This is a genomic window from Allosphingosinicella sp. (assembly GCF_035626655.1).
Taxonomy (GTDB): Bacteria; Pseudomonadota; Alphaproteobacteria; order Sphingomonadales; family Sphingomonadaceae; genus Allosphingosinicella.
Map to the genome: position 1 here is coordinate 234,949 of NZ_DASPNF010000010.1, position 19,534 is coordinate 254,482.

Here is a 19,534-nt window from a genome sequence, read left to right on the forward strand (position 1 = left end):
TGTTCTTGTTCTGTTCTTACAGTCGGAGGACATTTCCTACTTGTCTAGGAAAAATCCTATCCGTATAGGAGCAATATGGCCGAGGTGGACGGCAGGGCGGCGCTGGCGCGCCTGATCAAGGAACGGGGCGAGGATTATGCCGGCCTGTCCCGGCTGATCGGCCGCAATCCCGCCTACATCCAGCAATTCATCAAGCGCGGCTCGCCGCGGCGGCTCGCCGAGGCGGACCGGCGCATCCTCGCCCGCTATTTCGGCGTGGAGGAGGCAGCGCTCGGCGCGCCCGGGGCCGAGCCGGGGGCCGGCGCCGGCTTGCGGCCGGTGCCCCGGCTCGACGTCGACGCCGCGGCGGGCGCCGGCGCCTTCGACGGCGACGAACAGGGCGGCGGCCACATCGCCTTCGACCCCGCCTGGCTCAGGCGGGTGGCGCGCGGCGCGCCGGACCAGCTCTCGATCATCCGCGTCGCCGGCGATTCGATGGCGCCGACGCTGGCGGACGGCGACGACATTCTCGTCGACCGGGGCGATGCGGCGGCGCGGCTGCGCGACGGCATCTACGTGCTGAGGATCGAGGGCGCTCTGGTGGTGAAGAGGCTGGCGCTCAATCCCGCGGCGCGCACGCTGTCGATCCGCTCGGACAATCCGGCCTATCCGGGCTGGCCGGACTGCGATCCGGCAGCGGTGGAGGTGGTCGGCCGGGTGGTGTGGGCGGCCCGGCGGATCGGCTGATCAGGTCCGGCGCCTGTCCCAGAGCCAGAGCAGGATGAGGATGACCAGGCCGACACCGGCCCCGGCCAGGAAGCCGATGCTCGGCTGCCCGAGGAAGACGCCGGCGAGGGCACCGGCGAGCAGGCAGAGGCAGAGCAGGAAGCCGCCGGCGAGCGGCGCTTTGGAATTGGAGGCCATGCGCGCCTCATGACAGCGCCGCCGCCGCGGGGCCAGCCCAAATAGAGTTTACGGCGCGTTGACGATGCCCGTCACGGCTTTGGCAACGACCCCTCTGCTAAACCCGCATCAAGAACAAAACACCCGAGGAAAGACGTGCAGCAATATGTGCACCTTCCCGACGCCACGGCGGCAGCCGAGGCGGCGGAACTGATCGCCCAGTTCGGCGACCATGCGGCCTTCGAGGCGGCGGCCCGGGCGAACCACAGCCGGGGCCTGGGCAACGTCGTGCATTTCTGCCGCTGGCGCCAGATCGAGCGGATGATCAACCTGCTCACCGCCGAAGACTCGGGCGGCGCCACGATTCACTAGGATCGTCGCACAATCCTCGTGCTCCGGCGAAGGCCTGAGCGTTGGGTGCAGCGCGGTGGCTTATCGCGCAACGCTCCGGCCTTCGCCGGAGCACACGGCGAGAAGAAGACCATTCCGGGAAGGATTTACGGATGGCTCGGCTTCCGCCTAACCTGCGCGGATGAAGCTCGCCAAGGACGCCCGCAGCCATCGCCTGCGCAATATCATCGGCGGCTCGGCCGGCAATCTGGTCGAATGGTATGACTGGTACGTCTATGCCGCCTTCACCCTCTATTTCGCACCGAGCTTCTTTCCGAAAGGCGACCAGACCGCGCAGCTGATGAGCTCGGCCGCGGTGTTCGCGGTCGGCTTCGTGATGCGGCCGATCGGCGCCTGGCTGATGGGCATCTATTCGGACAGCAAGGGGCGCAAGGCGGGGCTGACGCTCAGCGTCACCCTGATGTGCTTCGGCTCGCTGCTGATCGCGGTCACGCCGGGCCACGCCGAGATCGGCTGGCTCGCTCCGGCCATCCTCGTCGTCGCGCGGATGATGCAGGGGCTCAGCGTCGGCGGCGAATATGGGGCGAGCGCGACCTATCTCAGCGAGATGGCGGGGGCGAAGCGTCGCGGCTTCTTCTCGAGCTTCCAGTATGTGACCCTGATCTCGGGCCAGCTGATCGCGCTCGCCGTGCTGCTGGTCCTGCAATTCTCCATGTCGGAGCAGGCGCTGGAAAGCTGGGGCTGGCGCATCCCCTTCGGCATCGGTGCAGTGCTGGCGGTGGTCGTCTTCTATATCCGGCGCCGCCTCTCGGAGACGGAGAGCTTCACCAATGCGAGGGCGGCCGGGGACAAGCCCCGCTCGAGCAGCCTCAACCTGTTCCGCGACCATCCGAAGGAGGCTTTCCTGGTGATGGCGCTGACCGCCGGCGGCACCCTGGCCTTCTACGCCTACACGACCTACATGCAGAAATTCCTGGTCAACACCTCCGGCTTCGGCCGCGAGACGGCGAGCCAGGTGATGACCGCGGCGCTTTTCCTGTTCATGTGCCTGCAGCCCGCGGCGGGAGCCTTGTCGGACCGGGTCGGCCGCAAGCCCGTCATGGTGACCTTCGGCGTCCTCGGCGTACTGCTCACCGTCCCGATCTTCACCGCGCTGGAGAATGTGAGTAGCCCCTGGGCCGCCTTCGCCCTCGTCTTCGCCGCGCTGCTGATCGTGACCGGCTACACCTCGATCAACGCGGTGGTGAAGGCGGAGCTCTTCCCGGCCCACATCCGCGCGCTCGGCGTCGCGCTGCCTTATGCGCTCGCCAACACCCTGTTCGGCGGCACCGCTGAATATGTAGCGCTCTGGTTCAAGGACCAGGGGATGGAACGCGCCTTCTACTGGTACGTCGCCGGCATGATCGGCCTGTCGCTGATCGTCTATCTCCGCATGCGCGACACGAAGCGGCACAGCCTGATCCTGGAGGACTAGGGGGTCGCGTCCGGATTGCTAGATCAGCAACGTCGCGATACCCCAGGCGAGCAGCACCAGCCCGCCGATCAGTGCGACCGCCCTGCCATGGGGAAGCAATTTCTCCGCGGCGACGAGCAGGGTCAGGGCGGCGATCCAGGCGAGATTCATGACGCCGCCGACGAACAGCAATGTCATCAGCAGCCAGCAGCAGCCGGCACACCAGGCGCCGTGGATCAGCCCGAGACGCAAGGCCCCCGCGCGCCCCGGCCGATAGTGACGCGACAGAAATTCGGCGGGGGAGCGGCAGCGCGACAGGCAGGCAGACTTGGCCGGGCTGAGCTGGTAGAGCCCGGCCGCGACCAGCAGCCCGCCCGACAGCCAACGGCTCGCCGAGCCCATTGGCTGCGGCGCGAGCAGGTCGATCCGTTCGAGCCAGAAGTGCAGGGCCGTCGCGGCGGCCGAGAACAATCCCCAGACGAGGAGATAGCCGGCCAGAAACAGGCTGGTTGGCGGCGCAGGCGCCCCGGGCGGAGCGGCACGGGCGGCGACCCGCGTATAGAGGAGGATGGTCGAGGCGGCGGCCGGGATCATCATCGCGATCATCATCACCCACCACATGGAGAAGATCAGCCCGATCCGGCCGACGCTCCAGCTCTGCGCCATGTCGCCCATCGCCATGCCCCCCATCGGCTCATCGAGGTGGGGGAACAGCGCCAGCCTGAAATGGGTGCCCATCGCCATGCCGGCGCCGGTCGCGAGCCAGGTCCAGGCGATCAGGACCAGAACCGCCAGGGCGACGACCGACGCAGCGCGATGACGGCGCAGCGCGGCTTCCGTCCGCCGGCCCATCAGCCGTGCACGACTCCGTGGCTGTTCAGGTGGAGATGCGCGAACTGCCCATAGCTGTCGCGAAGCTCGACCGGCACCGGTCCCGGCGAATGGCTCGAGGCCGAGCCAATATCGGCAAATTCATATTCGAAGCCGTCCGGGATGTGGATGCGCGCGCGAATCTCCCTGCCGTCCACGGGGCTCTTGATGGGCTCGCCATCCATCTCGACGGCACCGGGGATGTGCAGCCTGCCCTTGCGGCCCTCCACATCGACGTCGAACTCGATCGGCACGAAGCGCGGCTCGTGCATCGTCTCCACGGTCGAGGCGAAGACCGCGAACATCGTCGCGAACGGATCGGTGTCGCCACCCGTCATGATCGTCAGCAGGGCCTGCCGCTGCGCCTCGCTGGCGCGCTCGTCGACGAACGCGACCGCCTCGCCACGCCCTTCGTGAATCGGTCCCGGCCATTTGAACACCGCGCCGATCGTCAGGCTCGACAGGTCGGTGTCGCCGTGGCGGCCCTCGTCGATGCGAATGGCGGTCACCGCGTGGCAATGCCCTTTGTCGGGCAGGCCGCCGAACTGGCAGTTGCAGCCATAGTCGCAGCTGCAATTGGTCAGCTGCCGTCCCTTCATCTCCCAATAGGTCATGCTCTGTGTCCGCTGCCCGGTCAGGGCGCTCTCCATAGCATGGCGGGCGGGACGGGGCGAGGGAGCAGTGCTCAGCCGCTATAATACATGTCGTATTCGGCCGGGCTCGGCGTCGTCTCCCAGCGGAGCTGCTCTTCCCATTTCAGCTCCATATAGGCGTCGATCTGGTCGTCGCTGAACACGTCGCCGCGGGTGAGGAAGGCGCGGTCGGCGTCGAGCGCGAGCAGCGCCTCGCGCAGCGAGCCGCAGACGGTTGGCACGTTGACCAGCTCCTGCGGCGGCAGGTCGTAGAGGTTCTTGTCCATCGGATCGCCGGGATGGAGGCGGTTCTGGATCCCGTCCAGGCCGGCCATCAGCAAAGCCGAATAAGCGAGATAGGGATTGGCCAGGGCGTCCGGGAAGCGGAACTCGACGCGCTTCGCCTTCTCGCCGGCGCCATAGGGGATGCGGCACGAGGCGGAGCGGTTGCGGCTGGAATAGGCCAGCAGCACCGGCGCCTCGAAGCCCGGGACCAGGCGCTTGTAGCTGTTCGTCGTCGGGTTGGTGAAGGCGTTCAGCGCCTTGGCATGCTTGATCACGCCGCCGATGAAATAGAGGCACATTTCGCTGAGGCCGGCATAGCCGTTGCCGGCGAAGAGCGGCTTGCCCTCCTTCCAGATCGACATATGGGTGTGCATGCCCGAGCCGTTGTCCGCCTTGATCGGCTTCGGCATGAAGGTCGCGGTCTTGCCATAGGCATGGGCGACCATGTGCACGACATATTTGTAGATCTGCATCCGGTCCGCGGTCTCGACCAGCGTCCCGAAGGTGAGGCCGAGCTCGTGCTGCGCGGCGGCGACCTCGTGATGATGCTTGTCCATGGGCAGGCCCATTTCGAGCATGGTCGAGACCATCTCGCCGCGGATGTCTGTGGCGCTGTCGACCGGCGCGACGGGGAAATAGCCGCCCTTGGCGCGCGGCCGGTGGGCGAGGTTGCCGCCTTCATATTTGGTGGCGCTGTTGGTCGGCAGCTCGATGTCGTCGAGCGAGAAGCCGGACGCATTGTAGCCGTCCTCGAAGCGGACGTCGTCGAACATGAAGAATTCGGCCTCGGGCCCGACGAAGATCGTGTCGCCGAGGCCGGTCGCCTTCAGATAGGCCTCGGCGCGCTTGGCGGTCGAGCGGGGATCGCGGGCGTAGAGCTCGCCCGTGCCCGGGTCGACGATGTCGCAGAAGAGGATGCCCATCGGCGTCGCGCTGAACGGGTCGACATACCAGGCGTCGAGGTCCGGCTTCAGGATCATGTCCGATTCGTTGATTGCCTTCCAGCCGGCGATCGAGGAGCCGTCGAACATCAGGCCGTCGGTGAGCTCGTCCTCGCCGATGACGCCGCTGCACATCGTCAGATGCTGCCATTTGCCCTTGGGATCGGTGAAGCGGAGATCGATCCATTCGATCTCGCCGTCCCTGATTGCCTTCAGAATCGCGCCCGCGTCGTTCGCCATGATCAGCCCCTATGCCCGGCCCGGTGGCGAGAATCGCCGCCCGCTCGCTGGCGCTTCCATCCCAAGGCGATGCGGCGCCGTCCAGCGACGGACTCGCGGAGGTGAATATTTCACGTGGGCGGCAGCTTGCGCCCTAGAAGGGCCGCCGTTGCGCGGAGATTAGCATGCGCAGCAGCATCGCGACAGGCCGCGGCACGCCGACCTTGCCGTCGAGCCAGAGGCTGACCGCCGGGCGGCTGACCCCGATCGCCGCGGCGAGGTCGGCCTGGGTGCGGTAGCCGAGCGTATGCATCGCCTGCCTGAGCTCGTCGGGCGACATGGAGGCGAGGCGGGGGTCTTCCACGGTAGTCCGAAATCCTAGGGTCGTTTGCACCCGGAGCCTAGATCGCGTCCGAGCCCCGTTCGCCCGTGCGGATGCGGATCGCTTCCTCGATCGGGGAGACGAAGATCTTGCCGTCGCCGATCCGGCCGGTGCGCGCCGCATTGGCGATCGCCTCGACCACCCGCTCGACGAGGCCGTCCTCGACGATCACCTCGAGCCGGACCTTGGGCAGGAAATCGACCACATATTCGGCGCCGCGATAGAGTTCGGTATGGCCCTTTTGCCGACCGAAGCCCTTGGCCTCGATCACTGTGATGCCGGAGACGCCGACCTCGTGCAGCGCCTCCTTCACCTCATCGAGCTTGAACGGCTTGATGACCGCCTCGACCTTCTTCACGCCTGCCTCCGTCCCTGGCACACCCTTAGTCGCGACCGGCGGCGAGGCAAGCGGTCAATCGGTGCAGATTGCGTAGGCGATGCGCCCGTTCTCGAGCGTCGTCCGGCAGCCAAAGCCATATTGCAGGGCCTCGCACCGGCCGGTGACGCGCTGGCCCGGCCGCGGCGCCGGCCCGTCATACATGCAGTCGCCGGCGCATTGGCTGCCGCTGGTGCAGCGGCGGCCCGCATCGGCATAGGGGAGGGCGCAGACCTCGTTCCCCGAAAAGCCGGCGATCAGGACGCGGCCGTGCCGGGCCAGGCACTGGGCGCGCTCGGCATCGCTGAGGCCGACGTTCCGCTGTGGCTGCTGTGCCAGGACCAGCGACCCGCCGACCGCCAGGCCGAGCAGGGCCGGTAGTCCGAGAAGGGCAGCTTTGCGCGCGACTCGCATGGCGCTCAGCATAGCCGATCCACCTTCCAAAAGATTACGCGCACCGGAAGGTCGCAAATCACGTGCCGGTGGATTATATATTTGCCCAGCCACGCGCATCTGATGCGGGTCAGCGCGCGTTCAGACGTCTTGTGAGATGAGAGCGCCCAATCGAGGCGCTCAAAGGAAAGTGAGGCCATCATGCGCAAGCTCATCCCCCTCCTTGCCGGCACGCTCCTGCTGGGCGGTGTCGCGCAGGCCAAGCCGCAGGACCGCGAGGCGGAGCTCGCCCGCGCGCTCCAAGGCCGCGTCGCCGGCGAGCCGGTCCAGTGCATCGACCTGCACCGCATCCGTAGCTCGCGGATCATCACCGACACGGCGATCCTCTACGACGCCGGCAGCGTGATCTATGTGAACCGGCCGGAGAATGGCGCGGACCAGCTCAACCAGTGGGACACGATGGTGACCCGGACGCCCAGCACGCGGCTGTGCAACGTCGACACGGTGACCATGGTCGACCGTGCGTCGCGCAACTTCACCGGCGTCGTCTTTCTGGGCGAGTTCGTGCCCTATCGCCGGGTGCGCAACGGAGACTGAAAATCGGGCGGCGCGCCTCAATAAGGCGGCGCGTCATAGCCTTTCGGGCTCTTCGTGAAGATCTCGCAGCCGTCCTCGGTGATGCCGACGCTGTGCTCGAACTGGGCCGAGAGACTGCGGTCGCGGGTGACTGCGGTCCAGCCGTCGTCGAGCACCTTGGCCGCGGCCTTGCCGATGTTGATCATCGGCTCGATCGTGAAGAACATGCCCGGCAGCAGCTCCGGCCCGGTGCCGGGGCGGCCGGCATGGACCACCTCCGGCGCGTCGTGGAAGACGCGGCCGAGGCCGTGGCCGCAAAAGTCTCGCACGACCGAATAACGATGCCCCTCGGCATAGGATTGGATGGCGTGGGCGACGTCGCCCATCCGGTTGCCCGGCTTCGCCTGCGCGATGCCGCGCATCATCGCCTCATAGGTGACCTGGACCAGCTTCTTCGCCTTGATGCCGACGTCGCCGACCAGGAACATACGGCTGGTGTCGCCGTGCCAGCCGTCGAGGATCGGGGTGACGTCGATGTTGACGATGTCGCCGTCCTTCAAAACCTTGTCGCCCGGAATACCGTGGCAGATCACATGGTTGATCGAGGTGCAGCAGCTCTTTGTATAGCCGCGGTAGCCGAGCGTCGCCGGGATCGCGCCACGCACGCGCATTTCGGCAAAGACGATCTCGTCAATCTCGCCGGTGGTGACGCCGGGAACGACATGGGGAACCAGCGCGTCGAGAATCTCGGCGGCGCAGCGCCCGGCGGCGCGCATGCCGGCAAAGCCCATGGGCCCGTGCAGCTTGATCGGGCCGTGGCGGCCGATAATGTCCGCGTCGCGGTCGAGGAGAATGTCGTCCATGGCGGCGATATAGCGAGCCTCCCTTAAATTTGCACCCATGACGGCGCCGGGCGGAGCCGGTAGAGCGTCCTCATGACCTCCGATCGGATCTGGACGGCCGGCCTCCTGGTGATCGGCGACGAAATCCTCTCCGGCCGGACGCAGGACCGCAACATCGCCCAGGTTGGCACCTGGCTGAACCTGCAGGGAATCCGGCTGGCGGAGGTCCGCGTCGTGGCCGACGACATGGCGGCGATCGGCGAGGCGGTCACCGCGCTCCGCGCCAGCAACGACTATCTCTTCACCACTGGCGGGATCGGGCCGACGCATGACGACATCACCGTCGACGCGATCGCCGCGGCGCTCGGCGTGCCGGTCGTCGTTCACCCGAAGGCGCGGGCGATCCTCGAGGGCTACTATGCGACGCGGGGCGGCGTCACCGAGGCGCGGCTCCGCATGGCCCGCGTCCCTGAAGGGGCCGAGCTGATCGAGAACAGGATGTCGGGCGCGCCGGGCATCCGCATCGGCAATGTCTTCATCCTGGCCGGCGTCCCGCACATCGCGACGCTGATGCTCGAGGCATTGTCCGGGCAGCTCGAGGGCGGCCGGCCTCTGCTCTCGCGCACGATCGGCTGCTGGGCGCCGGAAAGCGAGGTTGCCGATCTGCTCGGCGAGACCGAGCGCGCGCACGTGGCCTGCCAGATCGGCTCCTATCCGTTCTTTCGCGACGGCAAGGTGGGCGCCAATTTCGTCGTGCGCAGCACGGACGAGGGCGCGCTGGAGGCGTGTGCCTCCGATCTCCTGCGGCGGCTGCAGGAAGCCGGGCTGCCGGTGGCGGGCGAGGAGATTTAGGAACAAAGCCTGGAGAAGGGGCTTTGTTGCAGTTCGTTTCGGAGGGGAAAGATGGACCGTCTGTTCACCTGGTTCGCGAGCATGATCTCCTTCGCCAGCGGCCAGCCGCTCGCCTTCGTGCTCGCCCTCGGCACGATCATCGTCTGGGCGGTGACCGGCCCGGTCTTCGCGTTCTCCGACACCTGGCAGCTGGTGATCAACACCGGCACCACGATCGTCACCTTCCTGATGGTCTTCCTCATCCAGAACTCCACCAACCGGGACGCGGCGGCGATGCAGGCCAAGCTCGACGAGCTGCTGCGGGCCGTCGGCAAGGCGCGCGCAGAATTTATCGGGATCGAGCATCTGTCCGAGAAGCAGCTCGAGGAAATCAGGAGCGCGCTCGAGAAGGAAGCCGGTGCGAAGGGACGTGGCGACAGGGCTGCCGCCGGAGAATCGCTCAAGAAGCTGCTCTCGCGCCGGTGAGCCGCGGGGCGGGCGAACCGACGCCTCGTCGTAAGCCCGGTCAGCTTCCGCCCGGAAGGATCTAGACCTTCAGATGCGAGGAGATCAGCCGCTCGGCCGCTCGGCTGAACGCACTGGCTGGCCCCTGTGACCCGAAGACATGATGCGCCGAGAATGCACCCTCGATCAGCAGGATGAGACCATCGGCCAGCGCCTCGGGATCGTCGACGGAGAGCGCACGGGTCAGGCCGACGACGCGCTCGCGCACGGCTGTCTTGCAGCTTTCGACCACCAGCCGGCCGGGATGGCCCTCCTCGGGGAATTCCACCGCCGCATTGGACATCGGGCAGCCGCGGAAGCCCGGGTTGGCCATTTCCTCCGCATAATGGGCGATGAGCGCCTTCAGCCGCGGGAGCGGCTCGGGACCCGCCGCCTCGATCCGCGCGTCGATCTCCGCCATGCCCTCGGCAGCAAAGCTCTCGAGGCATTTGGCGACGAGATCGTCCTTTGAGTCGAAGCTGCGGTAGAGGCTGGGCTTGGTGACGCCGGCCTGGCAGACGATCTCGTCAACGCCCACCGCACGAATTCCCCTGCGGTAAAACAGGTCCCGTGCCGTCTCGAAGATGCGCGTCGCCGCCTTCTTGCGTGGCTCGCTGCAGCCGCTGTCGGAGCCTGTAAGAATGTCGAGCTTCCTCATCCCAAAATTTTTTCCGGCCCAGGCCCTTGACGAAATGTAACTGAACGGTACGTATCACAACGCAACGTACCGGTCAGTAACATTCTTTATCTGGGTTTGTCCTGACCGATTTCAAGGAGAAAATCAATGGCATACCGCTCCTTGGGCGCACCAGCGACCCTGCACCATGGGGACACCGAATCGCCAGAAACGGCCGCCGACGGGCTCGACCAGGACCGATTCGACCCGCTCGAGCTCAGGGTGATCGCGCTGGCCGAGGCGGATCCGGTGGCGAGCATCGGTCCGCCCACCCGCTTCCGCCGCTTTTTCGAGCGCTGGTTCGGGTTCAAGCTGCCGCATCCGCTCGCCAATGAGCGGCTGGAGGCGCTGCGCCGCTTCGCCGTGCTTTCCCGCGTGAGCGACGGTCGCCTTCCCGCCGAGGAGGTGAAGACCTTCCTGAATGCCGGCTTCTCCCTGCTCCAGGCGCGCGCGGTGCAGCGCCGCGCCGCCGCCCGCTGACCCCAATTCGAGAGCCATTGCCATGTATCACAGCTTCCCCAAGGACGAGCAGAACGCGCCCCTCGCCGACGGCGACGCGCCCGAGGCCACCCCGCGCCGCCTTTCCACGCGCGCCAGGCTCGGCATCGCCCTGCTCCTCGTCGCCATTCTCGGCTTCGCCGGGTTCAAGTTCTTCGGCGGCGCGCCCGCGCAGGCGGATACGCCGCCGCCCGCAACGGTGACGGTTGCGCAGCCCCTGCAGCGCACGATCACCGAGTGGGACGATTATACGGGCCGGTTCGAGGCCAGCCAGTCGGTGGAGATCCGCCCGCGCGTCTCCGGCCAGCTGGTCGGCGTGCACTTCCGCGACGGCGACCTCGTCCGGCGCGGGCAATTGCTCTTCACCATCGACCCCCGCCCCTATCAGGCGGCCCTGGCCGAGGCCCGCGCCCGGCTGGCGGCGGCGCAATCCGCGGTTGCGCTCGCCAACAGTGAATATGCCCGCGCCGCCCGCCTGGTCGACGACGAGGCGGTTTCGCGCGAGGAGGTAGAATCGCTCCGTGCCCAGGTCCGCTCGACCGGGGCGGCGGTCGCCGCGGCGCAGGCGGTGGTCCGCCAGCGCCAGCTCGATCTCGAATTCACGCGGGTGACCGCGCCGATCACCGGCCGCGCCTCCGACCGGCGCATCGACCGGGGCAACATCGTTGCGGCGAACGAGTCGCTCCTGACCACCGTGCTCGCCCTCGATCCGATCTACTTCGCCTATGACGGCTCGGAGGCGCTCGCGCTCCGCGCCCGCCGCGCGGGGACCGCCGCTTCGGAGGTCCAGATCCGCCTGCAGGACGAGACCGACTACAGGCATCGCGGCCGTGTCGACTTCACCGACAACGCGATCGACGCCGGCTCGGGCACGCTCCGGGGGCGCGCCGTGCTCCCCAATCCGGACCTGTTCCTGACCCCGGGCATGTTCGGCAATATGCGCCTCGCCGCGGGCGGACCGCGCAATGCTCTGCTGATCCCGGATGCCGCGGTGCAGACCGATCAGGCGCGCAAGATCGTGCTGGTGGTCGAAGCCGACGGGAAGGTCGGTGTTCGGCCGGTCGAGCTCGGTGCCCGGATCGGCACGCTGCGCTCCATCCGCGCCGGCCTCAGGCCCACGGATCGCGTGATCGTCGAGGGCGTCCAGTACGCCCGGCCCGGCACGCCCGTGAATGTCCGGACCACCCGCATCACCATGCCGGCCGCGGCGCCGGCGCGCGCCTATCCCGCCCCTGCGGCCGCCTCGGCGACGATCGCAGGCTGAGCCGTCCGGCGAAACAGAAAGAACAGGGCAATGCGTTTCAGCCATCTCTTCATCCGAAGGCCGATCTTCGCGGCGGTGATCGCCGTGGTGATCACGCTCATTGGCGCCTTCGCCTGGTCGAGCCTGTCCGTTTCCCAATATCCGGAGGTGGTGCCGCCGACGGTGACGGTCAGCGCCACCTATCCCGGCGCCTCCGCCGAGACGATCGCCGCCACCGTCGCCGCGCCGATCGAGCAGGAGATCAACGGCGTCGACAACATGCTCTATCTGTCGAGCCAGTCGACCGGTGACGGCCGGCTGACGATCACCGTCACCTTCCGGCTCGGCACCGATCTCGACGCCGCGCAGGTGCTGGTCCAGAACCGCGTGGCGCTGGCCGAGCCGCGATTGCCGGAAGAGGTGCGGCGCACCGGCGTGGTGGTGCGCAAGTCGCTTCCGGCATTCCTGCTCGCGGTCAATTTCGTCTCGCCGGACCGCTCGCTCGACCGCGCCTATATGTCCAATTACGTGCTGACGCAGCTCAAGGACCGCCTGGCGAGGATCGACGGTGTCGGCGACGTGCAGGTGTTCGGCGCGCGCGACTATGCGATGCGGGTCTGGATCGATCCCGGCCGCGCGTCGTCGCGCAACCTGACCGCCGGCGAGATCGTGGCGGCGCTGCGTGCGCAGAACGTGCAGGTGGCCGCGGGCTCGGTCGGCCAGCCGCCTTACGATACGGGCGCTGCCTATCAGCTTAACGTCGAAACGCAGGGCCGCTTCACCACGGCTGAGCAGTTCGCGAACATTGTCGTGAAGACCGACGCCGAGGGGCGTGTCACCCGGCTGTCGGACGTCGCCCGGGTCGAGCTCGGCGCCGAGGATTATGGTCTCATCGCCTATCTTTCCGGCCAGGACAGCGTGATCCTCGCGGTCACCCAGCGGCCGGGAAGCAACGCGCTCGCCGCCGCCGAAGGCGTGAAGCGCGAACTCGAGGCCGCCTCGCACAGCTTCCCGCCGGGGCTGCAGCACCGGATCATCTGGAACCCGACCGAGTTCATCGACGAGAGCATCCATGCGGTGCAGGAGACGTTCATCGAGGCCGTTCTTCTCGTCGTCCTCGTCATCCTCGTTTTCCTGCAGAGCTGGCGCGCGGCGATCATTCCGCTGGTTGCAATCCCCGTCTCGCTGATCGGCGCCTTCGCGGTGCTCGCGGCCCTCGGCTATTCGCTGAACACGCTCTCGCTGTTCGGCCTCCTGCTCTCGATCGGCATCGTCGTCGACGACGCCATCGTCGTCGTCGAGAATGTCGAGCGCAACCTGGAGGAAGGGCTCAGCCCGCGCCAGGCGGCGTTCCGGTCGATGGACGAGGTTTCGGTCGCCCTTGTCGCGATCGTCCTCGTGCTCTGCGCCGTGTTCATCCCGACCGCGTTCCTCACCGGCATCACTGGCGAATTCTACCGCCAGTTCGCGGTGACGATCTCGGCCGCGACTTTGATCTCGCTCCTGCTTTCCCTCACCCTCTCCCCGGCCCTTGCAGCCCTGCTGCCCAGGCCGAAGGCGGAGGCGGCGCCCGGCCCCCGTTGGCGCCGCCTCCTTGCCCGTGCCGGTGACAGGTTCAACGCCGGCTTCGAGCGGCTCGCCAGCTGGTATGCCGCGATCACCGACCGGCTGGTGCGCCGGCCGAAGCGTGTGCTTGCCGTCTATGCTGCCCTGGTCGCAGCGACGTTCGGCCTGTTCACGATCACTCCGTCCGGCTTCATCCCGGCGCAGGATCAGGGCTATGCGATCGCCGTCTTCCAGCTCCCGCCCGGCGCCTCGATCGACCGCACCGACCGGGTGCTGCGGGACAATGTGCAGCGGCTGCTGCGCGTGCCCGGCACGCAGGACGCGGTAATGTTCGCCGGCTTCGACGGCGCGACCTTCACCCAGGCGCCCAACGCCGCCGCCGCCTTCATCACGTTCAGGCCCTATCGGGAGCGTGCTGCCGAAGGGCGCAGCGGCGATGCGATCATCGCCGACATGCGCGCCGCGCTCGCCGGCACGAACGAGGCGATGGTCTTCGTTGTGCCGCCGCCGGTCATTCAGGGCATCGGCACGGGCGGCGGCTTCAAGCTGATGGTGCAGGACCGCGCCGATCACGGCTTCGCGGCGCTCGAGCAGGCGGCGGGCGGGATCATCGGCCCGGCCAACCAGACGCCGGGGCTCGCCCAGGTCTTCACCTTGTTCAACATCGCGACGCCGCGCGTCTATGCGGACATCGACCGGGTGCGGGCGGACATGCTCGGCGTACCCCCCCCGCGCGTGTTCGAAGCGCTGAACGTCTATCTGGGCTCGGCCTATGTGAACGACTTCAACCTGCTCGGCCGCACCTTCCGGGTGACCGCGCAGGCCGACGCCCCGTTCCGCGACGACCTCAGCGACATCGCCCGGCTGGAGACTCGCTCCAACAGCGGCCAGATGGTGCCGATCGGGGCGGTGGCGACGCTCGAGAACCGGACCGGCCCGTACCGCGTGATGCGATACAACCTCTTCCCGGCGATCGACATCGGCGGGGAGACCGCGCCCGGCTATTCGTCGGGCCAGTCGATCGCGGCGATGGAGCGGCTCGCGGCCAATCTCCCGGCCGGCTTCGCCACCGAGTGGACCGACCTCGCCTTCCAGGAGAAGGCGGCGGGGAATGTGGCGATCTTCGTGTTCGCTGCTGCTGTTGTCTTTGTTTTCCTGGTGCTCGCCGCCCAGTTCGAAAGCCTGATGCTGCCGCTGTCGGTGATCCTGATCGTGCCAATGACCTTGCTGGCGGCAATGGCGGGCGTGAACCTCAGGGGCATGGACAACAATATCCTGACCCAGATCGGCCTGATCGTGCTGGTCGGCCTCGCCGCGAAGAATGCGATCCTGATCGTCGAATTCGCCAAGCAGGCCGAGGAGCGCGGCGCCAGCGCGATCGAGGCGGCGGTGGAGGCGGCCCGGCGCCGGCTCCGCCCGATTCTGATGACCAGCTTCGCCTTCATCCTCGGCGTCATGCCGCTGGTGTTCGCGAGCGGGGCGGGCGCGGAGCTCCGCCAGGCGCTGGGCACCGCAGTCTTCTTCGGGATGATCGGCGTGACCTTCTTCGGCCTCGTCTTCACCCCGACCTTCTATGTCGCGTGCCGCGCGATCAGGAACCAGCTGCCCTGGCGCCGGCGCCCCGAGCAGGATCCGGTCCTCGTCCCGGCCGAATGAGAGTCCATGCGATGAAAAAGCTACTCCTTCCCCTGGCGAGTTCGCTCGCGCTCGCCGCCTGCACGGTCGGGCCGGACTATGCCCGTCCGCAGACCCCCGCCGCGGCGGGCGGCGCATTCATCGGCGCCGGCAACCCGGCCTTCACCCTGGCCGAGCCCGAGCCCGGCTGGTGGCGGCTCTATCAGGATCCGGTGCTCGATCAGCTGATCGCGGATGCCTTCGCCCGCAATACGGACCTGCGCGTCGCCACCGCCAATCTCGCGCGGGCCCGGGCGCTGCTGCGCGAGACCCGTGCCGGACGGCTGCCGCAGGTGGGGGTGAGTGCCGGCGCCACTTATGGCCGCGTGCCGGAGACTCAGGTCGCGCCTGGCGGACAGCGCGAGGACTGGCAGTTCGACGCCGGGCTCAACGTCGCCTACGAGGTCGATCTGTTCGGCCGCGTGACGCGCTCGATCGAGGCGGGGCGCGCCGACGCTGCCGCCGAGGAGGCGGCGCGTGACGCGGTGAAGACCATCGTCGCCGCCGAGACCGCCCGCGCCTATGCCGATGCGGCCGCGGCGGCCCAGAGGCTCGAGGTCGCCGAGCACAGCCTGCAGCTGATCGAACGCACCCGCCAGGTCACCATCCGCCGCTTCGAAGCGGGCCGCGGCACCGGTCTCGACGTCGCCCGCGTCACCTCACTGTCCGAGCAGCAGCGCGCCTCCCTGTCGCCGCTGCGGGCCGAGCGCGACGGGGCACTCTTCCGCCTCGCCACGCTCACCGGCCGCGCGCCCGCCGCACTGTCCCCCGCGGCGGGCGCGCGCCGGACTGTCCTCAGGCTCGACCGGCCGATACCTGTCGGCGACGGCTGGCAGCTGCTGGCGCGGCGCCCGGACATCCGCGAAGCCGACCGCCGTCTCGCCGCCGCCACCGCGCGGATCGGCGTCGCCACAGCGGACCTCTATCCCCGCGTCACGCTGGGTGGCGGCGTCGGCGCGACCGGCCCCTCGCTCGGCAATCTCTTTACGGGCGGCCCGTTGCGCTGGCTGCTCGGGCCGCTGATCAGCTGGTCCTTCACCGATCAGGAGGCCGTTCGCGCCCGCATCCGCGCCGCCGAAGCCTCGAGCGACGCGGCTTTGGCCCGTTTTGACGGCACGGTGCTGACCGCATTGCAGGAAACCGAGACCGCGCTCTCGGCCTACCGGCACGAGCTCGACCGCCGGACCGCGCTCACCGCGGCCCGCGACGCCGCCGCCCGCGCTGCCGAGCTGGAAAGGCTGCGCCTGCGCGAGGGCCGCTCGGACTCGCTCGCGGTGCTGGACGCGGAGCGGACCCTCGCCGCGGCCGAAGCCGCCCTGGCCGAGTCCGACGCTCGCGTCGTCACGGTCCAGATCGACCTGTTCCGCGCGCTTGGCGGAGGCTGGCAGGTGGATGGCCAGCCCGAGGCGGCCTGACCGATACGTCGGGTCAAGGCTGGAAGCCTGGAGCGGGTGAAGGGAATCGAACCCTCGTCGTAAGCTTGGGAAGCTTCTGCTCTACCATTGAGCTACACCCGCGCGCCGGGCCGATCTAGCGGCGGCCCTTTCGCTCCGCAAGGGGCGCTGCTCAGCCGCCCCGGCCGTATCGGAGGTCGCCGGCGGAGAGGGCCTGCTTGTTGGCGGCGGCGTCGGCATATCTGAGGTTGGTATAGCCCTGCTGCGGCAACTTGGCGCCGAAGCCGGCGCCCTTGCCCGGCGACAGGCGGCGCAGGTCGAACTCGTCCTCGAACTGGACGCCCATCCTTTTGGCCTCGGACCAGCGCACCTCGGCGCCGAGATTGCCGCAGCCGGGGAGGTCGAGCTGGACCTTGGATTCCACCGGCAGCATGCGATCGCACTCCAGCAGCGCGCCGCCAGTGGAGATGTTGCGCACGCGGACCGGCATCGACATGCCGTTGAACTGCAGGCTGGCGACCTTGAGGATGCCCTGGCGCGGCGGCCGGTTGAACTGGAAGCCGTCGGCGGTGACCGCCTTGTTCTCCGCCGCCAGCCGGCCCGCATCCTCGGGGTTCATCGGCCGCCCGAAAATATAGCCCTGGATGTGGGAGCAGCCGAGCTCGCGGATCATGGTGAGCTCGTCATGCGTCTCCGCGCCCTCGGCGGTCGTGTCCATCGACAGGCTCTCGGCGAGCGTGACGATGGCGCGGATGATCGCGGCGTTGCGGCTGCCCGACTTGGCGGCGCCGCGCACGAAGCTCTGGTCGATCTTGATCTTGTCGAACGGCGCCTTCTTCAGATAGCCGAGCGACGAATAGCCGGTGCCGAAATCGTCGAGCGCGAGCCGGACGCCGATCCCCTTGAGCTTGGCGAACATGTCGTCGGTCGCGTCATTCTCGGCGAGGAAGACGCCCTCGGTGATCTCCAGCTCCAGCTGGCGCGGCTGGATGCCGGCATTGGCGATGGCGGACATGATCGTCGCCGGCAGGGTCGGCTCGACGAACTGGATCGGCGAGAGGTTCACGGCCACGCGGATATTCTCGGGCCATTTCGCCGCCTCCAGGCAGGCGGTCCGCAGCACCCACTCGCCGATCGAGAGGATCAGGCCTGCTTCCTCGGCGAGCGGGACGAACAGGGCGGGTGAGACGACGCCGCGGGTCGGGTGGTGCCAGCGGACCAGCGCCTCGAAGCCCGAAAGCTCCTCGGTCTGCGCGTTGACCACCGGCTGATATTGCAGCTGCAGCTCGCCGCGCGCGATCGCCTTGCGGAGGTCTGCCTCGAGCGTCTGCCTGTCCTGTGCCTCGGAATGCATCTCCGGCGCGAAGAAGCAGAACGTGCCGCGGCCCGCCGACTTGGCGGCATACAGAGCGAGATCGGCATTGCGGATGAGCGCGTCCGCGCAGCATCCTTCGGAGGGAGCCAGCGCGATGCCCACCGAGGCGCCGATCGAGATATTATGTCCCTCGATCAAATAGGGCATCGAGACCTGCTGGATCAGCCGGTTGGCGAGGTCGCTTAGCGCGCCGTCATCATGCTGGCCGGGCAGCACCGCCTCGAATTCGTCACCGCCGAGGCGGCCGACCTGGCCGAATTTGTTGATCACCGAAGTGAGGCGCTGCGCCACCTGCTTGAGCAGCGCATCGCCGACCGGATGGCCGAGCGTGTCGTTGACGTTCTTGAAGCGGTCGAGGTCGATCAGGAACAGCGCGCAACCGCCGCCGATCACATCGCCCTTCTTCTGCAGCGTCTCGTCCAGCGTGCGCCGCATCATCATCCGGTTCGGGAGGTTGGTCAGCGAATCATATTTGGCGAGGCGGTTGATCTCCTCTTCGGAGCGGCGCTGCTGGGTGAGGTCGGTGCCGATCCCGCGGAAGCCGAGGAAGCGGCCATATTCGTCGAAGCTCGGCGTGCCGGAGAGCGACCACCAGATCTCCGCGGTGGTGTTGGCGCGGACGTTGATGTCGGTGAACGGCAGCCGGGTCGACAGATGGAAGCCCAAAGTGCGCTCCGACGATTCGGAGCCGCGCCGGTCGTCGAGCCCGATCAGGTCGATGAAATTCTTGCCGATCAGGTCGGCGGCCGGGGTCTTAAGGTCGGCCGCCAGCTGCTCGGAGACGTAGGAGAGGGCGCCGCGCGCGCTCGTCTCCCAGAACCAGCCGCGCCCGGCCTGCTCGAATTCCTCGATGAAGCGGGCGGCGCGCTGCGCGTGCCAGTCCATTGCGGTGCGCCGGCGCAGCTGGGCGAGATGGTCGGCCGAGCGCTGCAGGCTGAGGCGGATGAGCAGGAGCGAGAGCAGGACCGCGACCATGGCGCCGACGAGGTCGTGCGACAGGAAGTAGATCTTGGCCGCGAAGCCGAGGCAGCCCAGGGCGACGAGCGCCGGATAGGCGAGGAAGGCGATCGGGATGACGAGCACGCCGCCCCTGATGGCCATGTCGACCAGTGGCAGATTCTGCGCCTGGCCCGCGCCCGCCGCGATGGAGGCGGCGCACCAGAGGCCGTAGGCGACGAGGCTGTAGATCGCGGCGCCGCGAATCGCCTGGTGCGGCGCGAAGCGCGACGGCGGCCGCCGCCAGAGCCAGGCCCAGAGCCCGAAATCGACGAGGATCAGCGCGCCGAGCGGCGCGAGCAAGGCGGGGTCAGGATTGGCGGGATTGCCGAGCCCGACCAGGAAGGTCGCCACGCAGACGAGGTGGACGCCGAGCAGGAAGGCCGGGACATGGTCGAGCGCGCGGATGCGCTCGCGCGCCGCGCTCTCGAGCTGCTCGTCGTCGATGCGGGCGAAGTCGCGAGTGAACAGATGGCCGAGGGACGGGCGATTTTCCGCCTCCCCCAGTTCAGGATCGATCTTTCGCCGAAGCCCCGCCATCGGCAGTGCCGTACAGGCTGCGTCTTAAGATTTGT

Annotated in this window: 20 protein-coding genes and 1 tRNA gene; 10 read left to right on the forward strand and 11 right to left on the reverse strand. The window is 68.1% G+C overall.

All coding sequences use genetic code 11. The features are described from left to right. The first annotated feature begins 75 nt into the window (after nucleotides 1-75). Nucleotides 76-726 carry a S24 family peptidase gene (locus VEC11_RS09515; protein ID WP_464130489.1) on the forward strand — a complete coding sequence of 217 codons (651 nt, stop codon included), beginning with the start codon at nucleotides 76-78 and terminating at the stop codon, nucleotides 724-726. On the opposite strand, the gene VEC11_RS09520 is transcribed toward VEC11_RS09515, so the two are convergent. Further along, nucleotides 727-903, reverse strand: coding sequence for a hypothetical protein (locus VEC11_RS09520; protein WP_464130490.1), 177 nt, complete (start codon nucleotides 901-903; stop codon nucleotides 727-729). It lies immediately after the preceding gene. 135 nt (nucleotides 904-1,038) lie between these two features. Here VEC11_RS09520 and VEC11_RS09525 point away from each other — a divergent pair, with 135 nt between their 5' ends. Together VEC11_RS09525 and VEC11_RS09530 are read left to right on the forward strand one after the other, a co-directional pair. Then, entirely contained in the window at nucleotides 1,039-1,254 is a 216-nt protein-coding gene (locus VEC11_RS09525) for a hypothetical protein (RefSeq protein ID WP_464130491.1), read from the forward strand. A 160-nt stretch (nucleotides 1,255-1,414) separates the two neighbouring features. Further along, nucleotides 1,415-2,707, forward strand: a complete 1,293-nt coding sequence (locus VEC11_RS09530; RefSeq protein ID WP_464130492.1) for an MFS transporter — start codon at nucleotides 1,415-1,417, stop codon at nucleotides 2,705-2,707. Nucleotides 2,708-2,725: 18 nt separating this feature from the next. On the opposite strand, the gene VEC11_RS09535 is transcribed toward VEC11_RS09530, so the two are convergent. From VEC11_RS09535 to VEC11_RS09560, 6 genes are all read right to left on the reverse strand, one after another. Continuing rightward, a complete protein-coding gene (locus VEC11_RS09535) occupies nucleotides 2,726-3,538 on the reverse strand; it encodes a DUF2182 domain-containing protein (RefSeq protein ID WP_464130493.1) in 813 nt (270 codons plus the stop codon). Further along, nucleotides 3,538-4,170, reverse strand: a complete 633-nt coding sequence (locus VEC11_RS09540) for a DUF1326 domain-containing protein (RefSeq protein WP_464130494.1) — start codon at nucleotides 4,168-4,170, stop codon at nucleotides 3,538-3,540. Before VEC11_RS09540 ends, VEC11_RS09535 begins: the two co-directional genes overlap by 1 nt. 71 nt (nucleotides 4,171-4,241) lie before the next feature. Next, nucleotides 4,242-5,654, reverse strand: a complete 1,413-nt coding sequence (glnA, locus tag VEC11_RS09545) for a type I glutamate--ammonia ligase (RefSeq protein ID WP_464130495.1) — start codon at nucleotides 5,652-5,654, stop codon at nucleotides 4,242-4,244. A gap of 133 nt (nucleotides 5,655-5,787) precedes the next feature. Continuing rightward, nucleotides 5,788-5,997 carry a helix-turn-helix domain-containing protein gene (locus tag VEC11_RS09550; protein ID WP_464130496.1) on the reverse strand — a complete coding sequence of 70 codons (210 nt, stop codon included), beginning with the start codon at nucleotides 5,995-5,997 and terminating at the stop codon, nucleotides 5,788-5,790. A gap of 37 nt (nucleotides 5,998-6,034) precedes the next feature. After that, nucleotides 6,035-6,373, reverse strand: coding sequence for a P-II family nitrogen regulator (locus VEC11_RS09555; protein ID WP_464130497.1), 339 nt, complete (start codon nucleotides 6,371-6,373; stop codon nucleotides 6,035-6,037). Between the two features lie 54 nt (nucleotides 6,374-6,427). Then, nucleotides 6,428-6,805, reverse strand: a complete 378-nt coding sequence (locus VEC11_RS09560; protein ID WP_464130498.1) for a hypothetical protein — start codon at nucleotides 6,803-6,805, stop codon at nucleotides 6,428-6,430. A gap of 180 nt (nucleotides 6,806-6,985) precedes the next feature. Here VEC11_RS09560 and VEC11_RS09565 point away from each other — a divergent pair, with 180 nt between their 5' ends. Next, a complete protein-coding gene (locus tag VEC11_RS09565; protein WP_464130499.1) occupies nucleotides 6,986-7,381 on the forward strand; it encodes a hypothetical protein in 396 nt (131 codons plus the stop codon). A gap of 17 nt (nucleotides 7,382-7,398) precedes the next feature. Here VEC11_RS09565 and map read toward each other — a convergent pair whose 3' ends face one another. Further along, nucleotides 7,399-8,223, reverse strand: coding sequence for a type I methionyl aminopeptidase (map, locus tag VEC11_RS09570; RefSeq protein WP_464130501.1), 825 nt, complete (start codon nucleotides 8,221-8,223; stop codon nucleotides 7,399-7,401). Nucleotides 8,224-8,295: 72 nt separating this feature from the next. Here map and VEC11_RS09575 point away from each other — a divergent pair, with 72 nt between their 5' ends. Then, nucleotides 8,296-9,054, forward strand: coding sequence for a competence/damage-inducible protein A (locus tag VEC11_RS09575; protein ID WP_464130502.1), 759 nt, complete (start codon nucleotides 8,296-8,298; stop codon nucleotides 9,052-9,054). Nucleotides 9,055-9,105: 51 nt separating this feature from the next. Beyond that, entirely contained in the window at nucleotides 9,106-9,519 is a 414-nt protein-coding gene (locus tag VEC11_RS09580; RefSeq protein WP_464130503.1) for a low affinity iron permease family protein, read from the forward strand. A gap of 61 nt (nucleotides 9,520-9,580) precedes the next feature. On the opposite strand, the gene VEC11_RS09585 is transcribed toward VEC11_RS09580, so the two are convergent. Beyond that, nucleotides 9,581-10,195, reverse strand: a complete 615-nt coding sequence (locus VEC11_RS09585) for a TetR/AcrR family transcriptional regulator (protein ID WP_464130504.1) — start codon at nucleotides 10,193-10,195, stop codon at nucleotides 9,581-9,583. A gap of 126 nt (nucleotides 10,196-10,321) precedes the next feature. Between VEC11_RS09585 and VEC11_RS09590 the strand changes: the two genes are divergently transcribed. Genes VEC11_RS09590 through VEC11_RS09605 form a run of 4 tightly spaced genes read left to right on the forward strand, consistent with a single transcriptional unit; the run spans nucleotide 10,322 to nucleotide 16,609 of the window. After that, nucleotides 10,322-10,693: a hypothetical protein gene (locus tag VEC11_RS09590; RefSeq protein WP_464130505.1), complete on the forward strand. Its 372-nt coding sequence runs from the start codon at nucleotides 10,322-10,324 to the stop codon at nucleotides 10,691-10,693. Between the two features lie 22 nt (nucleotides 10,694-10,715). Next, entirely contained in the window at nucleotides 10,716-11,975 is a 1,260-nt protein-coding gene (locus VEC11_RS09595) for an efflux RND transporter periplasmic adaptor subunit (RefSeq protein ID WP_464130506.1), read from the forward strand. Between the two features lie 30 nt (nucleotides 11,976-12,005). Continuing rightward, nucleotides 12,006-15,176 carry an efflux RND transporter permease subunit gene (locus tag VEC11_RS09600; protein WP_464130507.1) on the forward strand — a complete coding sequence of 1,057 codons (3,171 nt, stop codon included), beginning with the start codon at nucleotides 12,006-12,008 and terminating at the stop codon, nucleotides 15,174-15,176. Nucleotides 15,177-15,187: 11 nt separating this feature from the next. Continuing rightward, entirely contained in the window at nucleotides 15,188-16,609 is a 1,422-nt protein-coding gene (locus VEC11_RS09605; protein WP_464130508.1) for an efflux transporter outer membrane subunit, read from the forward strand. Between the two features lie 28 nt (nucleotides 16,610-16,637). Here VEC11_RS09605 and VEC11_RS09610 read toward each other — a convergent pair. Continuing rightward, nucleotides 16,638-16,711 (reverse strand) — tRNA-Gly (locus tag VEC11_RS09610). Nucleotides 16,712-16,760: 49 nt separating this feature from the next. Then, nucleotides 16,761-19,499 (reverse strand): putative bifunctional diguanylate cyclase/phosphodiesterase, encoded by a 2,739-nt coding sequence (locus tag VEC11_RS09615; RefSeq protein WP_464130509.1) that lies wholly within the window; start codon nucleotides 19,497-19,499, stop codon nucleotides 16,761-16,763. Between the last annotated feature and the right edge of the window lie 35 nt (nucleotides 19,500-19,534).

Coding starts and splice junctions, on each gene's coding strand:
- VEC11_RS09605 (WP_464130508.1), top strand. CDS start 15,188: ATGAAAAAGCTACTCCTTCCCCTGGCGAGTTCGCTCGCGCTCGCCGCC.
- VEC11_RS09540 (WP_464130494.1), bottom strand. CDS start 4,170: ATGACCTATTGGGAGATGAAGGGACGGCAGCTGACCAATTGCAGCTGC.
- VEC11_RS09520 (WP_464130490.1), bottom strand. CDS start 903: ATGGCCTCCAATTCCAAAGCGCCGCTCGCCGGCGGCTTCCTGCTCTGC.
- VEC11_RS09580 (WP_464130503.1), top strand. CDS start 9,106: ATGGACCGTCTGTTCACCTGGTTCGCGAGCATGATCTCCTTCGCCAGC.
- VEC11_RS09535 (WP_464130493.1), bottom strand. CDS start 3,538: ATGGGCCGGCGGACGGAAGCCGCGCTGCGCCGTCATCGCGCTGCGTCG.
- map (WP_464130501.1), bottom strand. CDS start 8,223: ATGGACGACATTCTCCTCGACCGCGACGCGGACATTATCGGCCGCCAC.
- VEC11_RS09575 (WP_464130502.1), top strand. CDS start 8,296: ATGACCTCCGATCGGATCTGGACGGCCGGCCTCCTGGTGATCGGCGAC.
- VEC11_RS09585 (WP_464130504.1), bottom strand. CDS start 10,195: ATGAGGAAGCTCGACATTCTTACAGGCTCCGACAGCGGCTGCAGCGAG.
- VEC11_RS09560 (WP_464130498.1), bottom strand. CDS start 6,805: ATGCGAGTCGCGCGCAAAGCTGCCCTTCTCGGACTACCGGCCCTGCTC.
- VEC11_RS09600 (WP_464130507.1), top strand. CDS start 12,006: ATGCGTTTCAGCCATCTCTTCATCCGAAGGCCGATCTTCGCGGCGGTG.
- VEC11_RS09615 (WP_464130509.1), bottom strand. CDS start 19,499: ATGGCGGGGCTTCGGCGAAAGATCGATCCTGAACTGGGGGAGGCGGAA.
- VEC11_RS09590 (WP_464130505.1), top strand. CDS start 10,322: ATGGCATACCGCTCCTTGGGCGCACCAGCGACCCTGCACCATGGGGAC.
- glnA (WP_464130495.1), bottom strand. CDS start 5,654: ATGGCGAACGACGCGGGCGCGATTCTGAAGGCAATCAGGGACGGCGAG.
- VEC11_RS09530 (WP_464130492.1), top strand. CDS start 1,415: ATGAAGCTCGCCAAGGACGCCCGCAGCCATCGCCTGCGCAATATCATC.
- VEC11_RS09595 (WP_464130506.1), top strand. CDS start 10,716: ATGTATCACAGCTTCCCCAAGGACGAGCAGAACGCGCCCCTCGCCGAC.
- VEC11_RS09565 (WP_464130499.1), top strand. CDS start 6,986: ATGCGCAAGCTCATCCCCCTCCTTGCCGGCACGCTCCTGCTGGGCGGT.
- VEC11_RS09515 (WP_464130489.1), top strand. CDS start 76: ATGGCCGAGGTGGACGGCAGGGCGGCGCTGGCGCGCCTGATCAAGGAA.